The 11,152-nt window shown below is 35.4% G+C and carries 11 protein-coding genes and 1 pseudogene; all 12 read left to right on the top strand.

All coding sequences use genetic code 11. From position 1 onward, the window contains the following. Window positions 1-218 (top strand): annotated as a pseudogene (locus tag ABWO41_RS10020) (glucose-1-phosphate thymidylyltransferase); the annotation flags it as partial. 256 nt (window positions 219-474) lie between these two features. Beyond that, window positions 475-672: a hypothetical protein gene (locus ABWO41_RS10025; protein WP_353137264.1), complete on the top strand. Its 198-nt coding sequence runs from the start codon at window positions 475-477 to the stop codon at window positions 670-672. A gap of 8 nt (window positions 673-680) precedes the next feature. Then, window positions 681-845, top strand: a complete 165-nt coding sequence (locus ABWO41_RS10030) for a winged helix-turn-helix transcriptional regulator (RefSeq protein WP_353137284.1) — start codon at window positions 681-683, stop codon at window positions 843-845. Window positions 846-886: 41 nt separating this feature from the next. Continuing rightward, window positions 887-1,426: an acyltransferase gene (locus ABWO41_RS10035; RefSeq protein ID WP_353137266.1), complete on the top strand. Its 540-nt coding sequence runs from the start codon at window positions 887-889 to the stop codon at window positions 1,424-1,426. A 13-nt stretch (window positions 1,427-1,439) separates the two neighbouring features. After that, window positions 1,440-2,918, top strand: coding sequence for an oligosaccharide flippase family protein (locus ABWO41_RS10040; RefSeq protein WP_353137268.1), 1,479 nt, complete (start codon window positions 1,440-1,442; stop codon window positions 2,916-2,918). Next, window positions 2,915-3,595 carry an acyltransferase gene (locus tag ABWO41_RS10045; protein WP_353137270.1) on the top strand — a complete coding sequence of 227 codons (681 nt, stop codon included), beginning with the start codon at window positions 2,915-2,917 and terminating at the stop codon, window positions 3,593-3,595. The genes ABWO41_RS10040 and ABWO41_RS10045 overlap by 4 nt, the downstream gene beginning before the upstream one ends. Window positions 3,596-3,821: 226 nt before the next feature. Beyond that, window positions 3,822-4,928, top strand: coding sequence for a glycosyltransferase (locus tag ABWO41_RS10050; protein ID WP_353137272.1), 1,107 nt, complete (start codon window positions 3,822-3,824; stop codon window positions 4,926-4,928). Between the two features lie 26 nt (window positions 4,929-4,954). After that, complete coding sequence (gene asnB / locus ABWO41_RS10055) at window positions 4,955-6,826, top strand: asparagine synthase (glutamine-hydrolyzing) (protein WP_353137274.1); 1,872 nt, start codon at window positions 4,955-4,957, stop codon at window positions 6,824-6,826. Then, entirely contained in the window at window positions 6,816-7,982 is a 1,167-nt protein-coding gene (locus tag ABWO41_RS10060; RefSeq protein ID WP_353137276.1) for a glycosyltransferase family protein, read from the top strand. Before asnB ends, ABWO41_RS10060 begins: the two co-directional genes overlap by 11 nt. Window positions 7,983-7,990: 8 nt before the next feature. Beyond that, a complete protein-coding gene (locus ABWO41_RS10065; RefSeq protein WP_353137278.1) occupies window positions 7,991-9,031 on the top strand; it encodes an acyltransferase family protein in 1,041 nt (346 codons plus the stop codon). A gap of 38 nt (window positions 9,032-9,069) precedes the next feature. Then, complete coding sequence (locus tag ABWO41_RS10070) at window positions 9,070-10,296, top strand: glycosyltransferase family 4 protein (protein WP_353137280.1); 1,227 nt, start codon at window positions 9,070-9,072, stop codon at window positions 10,294-10,296. A gap of 12 nt (window positions 10,297-10,308) precedes the next feature. Then, window positions 10,309-11,152: hypothetical protein (locus ABWO41_RS10075; protein WP_353137282.1), on the top strand; the 844-nt coding region annotated here is incomplete at its 3' end.

The raw sequence follows: 11,152 nt of genomic DNA on the forward strand, positions 1-11,152 counted from the left end.
ATCGGGGGACGGCCTGGCTGGATACAGGCACGTTTGGCTCCCTTATGCAGGCAGGCCAGTTTGTACAGGTCATCGAAGAGCGGCAGGGGATGAAGATCGGCGCGATCGAAGAGGTGGCTTACCGGATGGGGTATATTGACAGGAGGCAGTTGTTGGATATTGCGGAACCCTTGTGCAAGAGCGGGTATGGGGAGTATCTGAAACGGGTTGCGGGGTGACGAGACGCGGGGTGAAAGGGTGACTGGGGGAGACTTGGTGATAGCAAAACACGTCATTGCGATGGACGAAGCGAAGAAGCAATCTGTGTTTTTGGTTGTGAGATGCGGTGGATAGTAGGCTGTGACTTTGGTTTTTTCGCTAATCTTTTTTAGTATTTTGCAGGAGGCAGAAAAGCAAATACTTTGGATTGACGGATTACGATTTTGTATTGAGGACTAACCAGTTAATCAATAAGCAGAAAGCGGGTATAACAATATGAATATACAAAAAATAGCATGTATCGTGGCGGGCTATGTAGGAGGGGCTAGTATGTCTGTCGTCGCTCAGAAAAATCCATATGTGCAAGTGGTGGTGGATCTCAATCGGGATCGTCTCGTAACTTGGAATGATATTGATTTGCAAAAATTACCGGTTTACGAACCCGGACTGGATCAGGTGGTGTCAGAAAGGTAAATAAAATACTGAATGCTATAAAAGATAATAACTCTATTTCAAGAAAAGAGCTGTCGGAAATAATAGGAATAGCACAGTCTTCCATTCAGAAGCATATGAATACGCTAAAAACAAAAAAGCTAATAGAACGTGTCGGCCCCGCAAAAGGTGGATATTGGAAGGTGATGAAATAGCACAAGATTAACGAACAATTGTAATAATAATTAGTAAAAAAATGAAAAAATTGATTAGTTTTTTATTTAATTTCAACAAAGAAATTAAAAGAAATAGATTAAGAAAATTATTGAAAACCAATAATACTGTAAGTTTATGCTATAATATTGGTGTTGCGTATCCTGAAAATTTGAAGATTGAAGATTATGTACATATTGGTGAGGGAGCTAAAATACACGCAAATGGAGGTGTTGTTATTGGAAGAGGTACTATATTAGGTCCGGAAGTAACAATATATAGTGCAAATCATAAGTTTAAAAATGCCAAAGCAATTCCTTATGATGAAGAATATATCAAGAAAAAAGTCATTATTGGAGAAAATGTGTGGATTGGAGGTCAGGTAATTATTGTACCGGGAGTAGAAATTGGAGAGGGCTGTATTGTTGGTGCAGGGACAGTCGTGAGTGGAAAAATTGAAAAATATAGTATTGTTGTAGGAAATCCTTGTAAGGTTATTGGTTTAAGGGACGAAAAAGAATATATTGACTTAAAGAAAAAAGATGAAATTTTCTTAAAAAGACGTTATACTAAAAAGATGTAAATATTAATAAATTATGATAGGTAACAATAACAGTAATACTTCACAGACATTTTGGCTTTCAATAGGTAATTTAATTACTTTTGGATTTTCTATTATTAGTGTTGCGATATTAAGTCGTTATCTTTCAAAAGAGGATTATGGTGCTTATAGACAAGTAATTTATATCTATGGTACTTTATTAGTCATATTTTCTATGGGGTTACCTAAAGCCTATGGTTATTTTATCCCTAAAGTAAATGAAAATCAGATTAAAGATATTATCAATAAAATCTCATTTATCTTATTGATAATTGGCGTTTTTTTTTCGTTACTCTTGTACTTTGGGTCAGGATTATTTGCTGATTTGCTTAAAAATGAAAAGTTAGATACTGCTCTAAAATACTTTTCTTTGGTGCCATTTTTTATGTTGCCAACATTAGGAATTGAAAACATACTTTCTGCATTAAAGAAAAGCCACATAATGACAATGTACACAATATTATCAAGGTCATTTATGTTGATTTGTACTGTTTTACCGGTCATTGTTTTTGATTTGGGGTATTTAGTTGCTATTCAAGGATTTGTTATTGCTTCATTTATTAGTTTTGTTGTTGCATTGCTTATTAAATATAATCTCGTAAAAGGGGTAGTTCAAGTTAAGTCTCAAGTTTCATATAAGAAAATTTACCAATTTGCTCTGCCTTTATTTTATGTAAGTATATGGGCTTGGATTATAAATTCATCGGACCAGTTTTTTATTAGCAGGTATTTTGGTTCGATAGAGTTTGCAACTTTTTCCAATGGTTTTTTTGAGTTTCCACTTGTTAGTATGCTTGTGGCATCTACGGCAACAGTTCTTTTACCTGTTTTTAGCGGTGAAATAAATAAAGATGGAATATTATCGGATGAAGTTAAGAGAGTTTGGGACAGTGCATTGAAAAAAACAATCCTATTAATATATCCCTTGCTTGTCTTTTTATTCGTTTATGCAGATGCTATGGTAATTACTTTGTATGGAGAAAGCTATTCTGATTCTTCTATATATTTTAAATTTAGAACATTTCTTTCTTTCTTTCAAATTATTGCATTTATGCCGTTATTGTTAGCTTTGGGTGCAACTAAATATTGCTCAAAAGTTTTTATGTTTACGGCATTTGCAATTATAACACTTGAATATCTTGCTGTATTAGTGTTTAATTCGCCCTATGCAGTTGCAGTAGTTTCAGTAATTGTTTGGTTAGGAATGATATTTTTTATGGCTCGTTATATAGCAAAAGCATTCAAAATTAGAATAGTTGATTTGTTTCCGGTAAAAATGCAACTTATTCTTGTTGCAGGTTGCGGATTGGCTATGCTTATTATCAAACTGTTATTATCCGAATTTAATATCAATATATATTCAGAAGCGATAGTAGCGGGTGTTTTGTATCTATTAATAGTGCTTTTTGTTGTTTATAGAATAATTGGATTTGATTTTATGTCAATATTAAAACCAATATTGAAAAGAAAATGAAAAAAATTTTAAAAAAAATAGTTTTGGCCGTGCCTTTCTTTTTATATTACTATAATTTAAAAAGAGCCATTCCACATGCCAATTTTTTATCTTTTTTAAATTATAAGCTTTTTCAAAAACAACCTTATTGGGTTGTAGATAAATCATCTGAAATTAAATATCCTGAAAATATTTTTGTAGGTAAAAATAGTTTAATTGGAACAAGACCACGATGCTATATACAAGGCTATGGAGGGATTTATTTTGGCAATTATATTCAAATAGGCCCCAATGCAGCAGTTATGAGTGTAAATCATGAAACTTATGATCAAAGAAAGGCATCTCTAAAAAGTGTGATAATTGATGACTACTGTTGGATAGGAACCGGAGCTATAGTATTGCCGGGAGTAATATTAGGAAAAAGAACGATTGTAGCCGCAGGAGCTGTGGTTACTAAAAGCTTTAAAGAAGGATATTGCATTATTGGAGGAAATCCTGCAAAAGTTATTAGAACATTAGATAAGGAACAGTTTCTACATTATGAAGAAGAAAGTCAATACTATGGTTATGTTGAAAAAACAAAATTTGAGTCAAAATATAAAAAGGAATATTTAAGATCAATTTCTGAACTAATTGTTAAAAATAGTATTGACCCAGATTTTGCAAAATTTTTCTTTGAAAGAATTATTCAAGAATAATTTTATGTTCAAATTAATGAGAATATATGAAGAATATTTATTTGAAAGAATTCTGTAGAGAATTCGGTGGTTGTAGGAACTCCAGCGAAGATTATAGGCTCATTTGATAATTTTAAAGAAACAATGCTACAAAATTATACTTCCGAACGTGATATAGACTTTACTAAACCATATAGAGAACGAGTAGAGGAGGTTGTGGATAAAAAAATGAAATCATTTTTAAAAAATGAAAGATAATAAAGAATCGATTGCTTTGTTCGTTCCTACACTTTTAGGTGGAGGAGCCGAGAAAGTGTTTGTAAACTTGGCAAATTATTTTGCAGAGCATAAACACAAAGTATGGTTGCTCACATCTAAACAAGGTATTTATTTTAATAGCCTCAACAAAGAGGTTGAAGTTTATTATATCAATAAGCCTGCAAATTTTTTTGTATATTATATTTATGGAATAATACAAGTAGCCTATTTTTTATGGCGACATAAGCCTAAAGTTTTTATGTGTACCTTAACCGAAGCTATTTTGATTGGAAGTACAGCTAAAAAAGTAACATTTTCAAAAACGGCTATTATTTTAAGGCAAGCTTTTATTGTTACTACAAGTACTAAAATAGAGAGGTTTTTTGTTAAGCATTTGTCTCGTGCTTATAAGAATGCAGATGGTATAATTGCAAATTCGCCCGACACAGCCGATTCTTTAAAAGAAAAATGTGGTGTGAAGAAAGAAATTAAAGTGCTTCCTAATCCTGTTTACAATGCTGATGCACTAAATTTGGCAAAAGAAAAAATGGAAAAAGAGGTTAATGATAATTTTATTGTTGCGGTTGGTAATCTCAAAAAAGAAAAGAATTTTGAATGTCTGATTAATGCGTTTTCCATATTCCGGCAAAAAGAAGAAAATCAGAAATACCAGTTGGTTATTTTAGGTGAAGGACCAGAACGAATCAATTTAACAAAACAAATTTCTGACTTGGGGCTTGAGCAGAAAGTACATTTGTTAGGATTTATTAAAAATCCGTATCCTTATTTAAAAAATGCAAATCTATTTGTGTTAAGTTCTGATTATGAGGGGTTTGGAAATGTGTTGGTAGAGGCTCTTTCAGTGGGGACTTCTATTGTCAGCACTTCCTGTCAAGGAGGACCGGGTTATATATTGGATAATGGTAAATATGGTAAAATGATTCCTGTTAATGATTGTGAGTTGTTGGCAGATGGCATCAGCGAAGTTCTTAAAAATCCATTAGAAGAAGATGTTTTAATAAATAGGGCAAAAGATTTTTCTGTGGATGTGGTTGGCGAAAAATATTTATCCTATTTAAGAACCTGTGCTAATTAAGAATATAGATAAATTAGAAAACGATTATGTGCGGTTTTGTAGGTTTTATAGATTATAGGAAGAAATCTTCCCAGGCGGTTCTTGTAAAAATGTGTGATGTGATCCAACATAGGGGACCGGATGCTGGAAATTATTTTTTTGAAGAACAAAGTGATTTTCAAATAGGTCTTGGTCATAGACGACTGAGCATTATTGACCTGCATTCTACTGCGAATCAACCCATGTTTTACAAGGATTGGGTTATTGTGTTTAATGGAGAGATATATAACTTTCGAGAGATAAGATCTGAACTGATTAAGTTAGGACATGTATTTGATACCAATTCCGATACCGAGGTCATCCTGCAAAGTTTTGAGGAGTGGCATACAAAATCAATAAACAAATTCATTGGTATGTTTGCTTTCTTGCTGTTTAACAGAAAAACCCAAGAAGTGTTTACTGTAAGAGACAGGCCCGGGGTAAAACCACTGCATGTCTATAAAGATGATGGTATAATCATGTGGGCATCCGAGATCAAGTCCTTTCTTCAGCATCCAATGTTTGTGAAAAAAATCGATTTGAGTGCGATAAAGACTTATTTGCAATTAGGCCATATTCCTACTCCGTTTTCAATCTATAAAGGAGTTTCTAAACAATTTCCCGGCACTATTTGTAAATACAGTATCATTGGAAAGCAAAGTGTTGCGGAGAGATATTGGGATGTTACAAGCTTTTATCTCAAAGATAACTTAGACATCTCTTATGAAGAAGCTAAAAGCAAAACATTGCGAATTCTAGAATCGGCCTGCAACTATCGTCTGGTAGCGGATGTACCAGTGGGTGTTTTTTTAAGTGGGGGATATGATAGTACATTAGTTACCTCTATTATTCAAACAAATAGAACGGATAGAATAAAAACTTTTACGATTGGTGTAGAAGATGAGAAGATCAATGAGGCTAAATTCGCACGGGAGATTGCCAATAGGTTGGGAACAGATCATACCGAGCATTATATCCATGAGAGTGATATGTTGGCTTTGTTTGAAGGTTTGCCTTATTATTATGATGAGCCTTTTGGTGATTCGAGTGCCATACCCACTATGTTAGTCAGTAAAATAGCACGACAGAGTGTATCTGTCGCGCTGTCCGCAGATGGAGGAGATGAGGTTTTCGGTGGATATAATAGATATGATAAACTTAGGATGTTAAAAAGATTTCGGATACTCAAAAACATCCCTCTGCCTTATTCGTTTTTGATTAATAGTGTGGTGCAGGATAGGCTAAAGGCGGAAAGAATTATTTCTTTATTGAAATATCCTAATCCTATAACACTTTCGAGAGTATTGAATAATCCATATTCGAGAGATGAAATCGATGATTTATTCTTGAATAATTTAGATGATTATACACAAAATATTGATGAAAAGATCTTTTCCATAAAAGATGATTTGAAGTCGATGATGGCCATGGACTATACATCTTACTTGTTGGATGATATATTGGTCAAGGTTGATCGGGCAACCATGAGATTTAGCTTGGAAGGAAGAGAACCTCTTTTGGATCATCGACTCATTGAATTTGCTGCAGGGCTTCCTGATTCTTATAAAATTAATGGTTCTCAAAAAAAATATATTTTAAAGGACATTGTACATGATTTTGTACCAAAAGAAGTCATGGAGCGTCCCAAAATGGGGTTTGCTGCCCCTATAAAAAAATGGCTTCGAAAAGATCTCGTACCTTTATTGGATGAATATTTTTCAGAGAATTTCCTTCATAAGCAGGGGATTTTTAATGTTCCTGCTTTAAAACAGATGATAAATGATTTTAAAGTAGAAAAGAATAATATAAACGCTACAAAAGTATGGTATCTTTTGGTATTCCAGATATGGTTTCAAAAATGGATGGTAGATGAAAAATAGGATCTTGTATATCAGCTACAACGGTATGAACGAAGCTTTGGGAGCTTCGCAAGTATTAAGCTACCTTTATAAGTTATCAGCTGATTACGAGTATCATCTGGTTTCATTAGAAAAACCGGAAGACTTTTCGGATAAGGAAAAGATGGCTGATCTGGATAAGGAATTAAAGAGTAAAAACATCTTTTGGTATCCTGTAGCCTATAAGACGGATAAAGTCGGAAAACTATTCAATTTTTTCAGGTTATTGTTGGAGACCAGGTCAGTAGCACGGCAGTACAGGATCAAATATGCCCATTGCCGGAGTTATTTCCCTGCTATGGTTGCTTATTTATTGGGGCTTTCTTATCTTTTTGATACCCGAGGTTTTGCTTTTGACGAACGGGCAGACGTGGGGTCTGTAAAGAGGGGGAGTTTGGTTTTCAAGATTTTTAAACGGATCGAAAAGCTATTGTATAAGCATGCAGCAGGGGTGAATAAGTTGTCTCATGAAGGAAAGAGAACGATTGAAAACAATGAGCTATTCGAGGGCGGCGATAAGATTGCTCCGATTACCGTCATACCGACTTGTGTGGATCTGAACAGATTCCACTTTATAGAACGGGAGTATACCGATCCGGTAAAAATCGGCTATGTGGGAACTGCTGTAGGATGGTATGATTTTGACAAGACACTCCTGGCTCTGCAAGCGATTGGAAAACAGGTTGACTATCATTTCACCATTTTCAATGGGGGGCAACACGAATTTATAAAGGACAGACTCCAAGTGTTTGGTATTCCGGACGAAAAAGTACATTTAGAGAAAGTGAGTTTTGCGGATATGCCCCGGCGGCTGGCAGAGTTTGAAGTTGCTTTGTTTTATATCCACCCTTTTTTTTCTAAAAGAGCTTCCGCAGCGACAAAGTTGGGCGAATTGTTTGCCTCGGGTATCCCGGTGCTGACCAATGGTAATGTAGGAGACCATGAATATTACATTGAGGCCTATGGTACAGGCAGGATTTTGGATTTTGATCGTCTGGAGGAGTATGATTTTGTGAACATCATGGGCTCGTTACGAAACAGGGATACTGCGATTAAGTGTCGAACTTTAGCAGAGAAGTACTTCTCTGTGGATAAAGGGGTCGAAGATTATAAACGGCTATATACACAAATATTTTGAGTAAATAGATGAAGAAACAACTCGATATTATTCAGGTTTATAGAGGAATAGCGGCCTTAATGGTTGTTGTTCACCATGTAGTACCTTCTTTAGGGTATTTTCAGAATTTTCACTATTCATGGATAGATTTCTTTGCCTCTTTGGGAAAATATGGTGTTGATTTCTTTTTTATACTGTCGGGGTTTGTTATAAACTATTCCAACGCATATAAGACGGAGAATAATGTCGCCAAATTCGTAAAGAACAGGATAATTCGTATTTATGTGCCCTATTTGCCCGTTGGAGTCGGGCTTTACTTTTTGTATTTGTTATTACCGTCTTTATCGCAAAATCCCCGCAATATAAGTTTGCTGACATCTTTTACTCTTATTCCACACGGTTCCCCTGCTCTTGCTGTTGCTTGGACACTGAGTTTTGAAATGTTTTTTTACCTGATTTATTCACTCTGTTTAATCAATAAAAGAGTGTGGAATATTTTTTTAACCTTTTGGGTACTTTTGATTATTGGTGTTAATTCAGCAGGGCTTCAGTTTACATCACCTATTCTCGAACTGTTCTTTTCATGGTACAATCTTGAATTTGTGTTAGGTTATGTACTGTCACTACTCGTTGTCACTAATATTGTACTGAATAGAGGGATAATCATTCTTCTCTCTCTCTTGTTTTTTTGTAGTTTTGTTTTGGCGATGTATTTGTCTTTGTCGCCTTACCCATTTTTCATAAATTCTGTATTTTCACTGTTCTCATTTTTCTTGATTTACTATTCGATCGTTTATCGAAATGTCAAGTTGAAGCATAACAATTTTTTGATGTTAATCGGAAACTCTTCTTATTCTCTCTATTTGATACATGGCCCACTACATGCTTTTATAGAACGATATCTTCCGCAGACAGAAAGTTTAATCGTTTATATGTTTTATATCTTCATAGTAGTGGTGATTTGTGTTCTAGTAGGCTTTTTTTATTACAAAATTTTTGAAAAGTATTTTATAAAAGTAGTTAAGGATACGATTTTTGAGAGTGGATTTCCAAAGAGCATAACTCCCTAAGTGTGCTTAAAACTATAAATAAAGGTAAGAATATCAGGATGAACTATATATTTTTTACGTTACGGGATTTTAATAAGGTAGGCGGTGGATCTATCCGGATATATGGCGCCCTTAACGCTTTGGCAGAGACTGGCAAACAAGTTATTCTGATTTCGAATGCCAAAAGTCACGATCAATTTCACCCATCTATCCGGCATATATTCATTGGTGTATATTTTGAGAAGAAAGCTCTCTTACAAGGTTTGTTGGCTCTCTTTCCTGTCTCAATATTAATAAGGATTTTTCCGAAGCTCTTTAGACGGCTCGAGGACATCTTCGTAAAGATTGACCAAAATAATAGTAAGCTATTCTTTTTCGAATACTTGGACAATTCTATTGGTTATATTTTAAAAAAAAGTGGAATCATCAATCATTATGTCAACGACATTCATGGTGTGTCTACCATAGAATTTGATTATCTGCGAAAGAATACCACATCAATAGTCCGTAAGGTAATTTATCACTTCAAGTATATACTGTCTGAAAGATTGGATAAAAAGGTATTTGAGTATGCCGATGGTATAATCTACAGCAGTGAAGCGATGAAAAGGTTTTTTGAAAATAAGTATAACATGCAGAAAGCCAAAAATTATGTTTTGCCCAATCTGCTATCGGTCGATGCTGGTCAAATGGTAGTGGATGAAAAACAGAGAGAGGCGTTGTTGCATAGTCTTCAGTTGGAGCCAAATGATTTTGTCTTTCTGTTTGCTGGTGGCTATAAGCCAGCATCTGGTGTCGACGATCTCGTAGAGATATTTCAACAATTGTCCCAAAAATATCAGAATCTGAAGCTTGTTTTGATAGGAGATGGGCCTTTGAAAAAGAAGGTTAGAGCTATGGTTATAGAGAAATGTATTTCGGACAGTGTCATTTTGATCGATTCGGTACCTTATACACAATTGGTAACGTATCAATCTCTGGCAAGAATATTGGTGTGTCCGGATCGGTATAATGAGTTCTCTAATTTGATTATTCATTTGAAGTATTTAGATTCGTTGATCGCTAACCGAATTGTTGTAAACAGCCGGTTTGACAGTGTGGATGAAATTAATAAAGATGATAAGCTTTCGGTTAGTTTTGTGGCTTCAGATAAAATGGATCTTTACCGTAAATTGGAAATGTGTGTTTTAAACTATGATAAATTGAACGAGCAATATAAAGGAACAAGAGAATATGCATTGAAACATCTTTCTTACAAGTCGAAAATATCAGTGCTTACTGAATAATAGTATCAGGCTATGAGTATATTATTGGATATCGTATTCTCCCTCATATTTTTGATGATGGCATATAGTGTCAAGAACCTCTATGCTTTCAATGTAGGGGAGAAAAAGCTTATTTCCTTAATATTTGTATTTCATACGTTGATTTGTTTTGTTGCAACCCCTATACTTTTTAATGGAGGGGATGCAAAGGCTTATTGGATGGTGCCGAAGGAATTGAGTTTTGAGGAACTTTGGCTAATGGTGGAGATGAACCCTCGGCCAACAGAAATCATGTATCTGATCAATTATATTTTTGCGAGTATATTTGCCCTTTCCTTTACTACTGGAATGCTGTTGTATTCCTTTTTGGGCATGTGGGGCTTTGTGCTTATATTGGCGACTGTTAAGTCATTTATACCCGATCTTCGGGTGCTACGGGGAGCGAAAGTATATGGTATCCCGGTTTATCCCCTTGTTTTTTTGCTGCCCAATATGCACTTCTGGTCGGTGGGGATCGGCAAAGACACACTTTTATTTTTTGCTGTATGCCTATTTATGTATTCGTTGCTGGCCTTGGGCAAGCGTTTTGTGGGTATGCTGGTCGCTGTGGCTATCGCCTACTTTTTGCGTCCGCATGTCCTGCTGTTTATGGTAGCAGGCTTTGTGCTGCCTTATGTCTTTAGCCCTAGGTTCAACATCATCCAGAAAGTATTGATGGGCGGAGCCATGCTGGCCTTGTTTTTCCCATTGCTGAGCAGTGTGCTGGCCTTTGCGAAGATAGACCAGCTCTCTACGGAGCATCTGGAGTCTTTTCACGAGAGCAAGGCCGCTGCGCTCTCCGTAGCGGGATCGGGGATTGATCTTTCGGCTCTTCCTT

It is taken from the genome of Pseudopedobacter sp. (genome assembly GCF_040392825.1).
Lineage (GTDB): Bacteria > Bacteroidota > Bacteroidia > Sphingobacteriales > Sphingobacteriaceae > Pseudopedobacter.

Excerpts from the sequence above, each read along its gene's own strand:
- ABWO41_RS10025 (WP_353137264.1), top strand. The coding sequence starts at position 475 with ATGAATATACAAAAAATAGCATGTATCGTGGCGGGCTATGTAGGAGGG.
- ABWO41_RS10035 (WP_353137266.1), top strand. The coding sequence starts at position 887 with ATGAAAAAATTGATTAGTTTTTTATTTAATTTCAACAAAGAAATTAAA.
- ABWO41_RS10040 (WP_353137268.1), top strand. The coding sequence starts at position 1,440 with ATGATAGGTAACAATAACAGTAATACTTCACAGACATTTTGGCTTTCA.
- ABWO41_RS10045 (WP_353137270.1), top strand. The coding sequence starts at position 2,915 with ATGAAAAAAATTTTAAAAAAAATAGTTTTGGCCGTGCCTTTCTTTTTA.
- ABWO41_RS10050 (WP_353137272.1), top strand. The coding sequence starts at position 3,822 with ATGAAAGATAATAAAGAATCGATTGCTTTGTTCGTTCCTACACTTTTA.
- asnB (WP_353137274.1), top strand. The coding sequence starts at position 4,955 with ATGTGCGGTTTTGTAGGTTTTATAGATTATAGGAAGAAATCTTCCCAG.
- ABWO41_RS10060 (WP_353137276.1), top strand. The coding sequence starts at position 6,816 with ATGAAAAATAGGATCTTGTATATCAGCTACAACGGTATGAACGAAGCT.
- ABWO41_RS10065 (WP_353137278.1), top strand. The coding sequence starts at position 7,991 with ATGAAGAAACAACTCGATATTATTCAGGTTTATAGAGGAATAGCGGCC.
- ABWO41_RS10070 (WP_353137280.1), top strand. The coding sequence starts at position 9,070 with ATGAACTATATATTTTTTACGTTACGGGATTTTAATAAGGTAGGCGGT.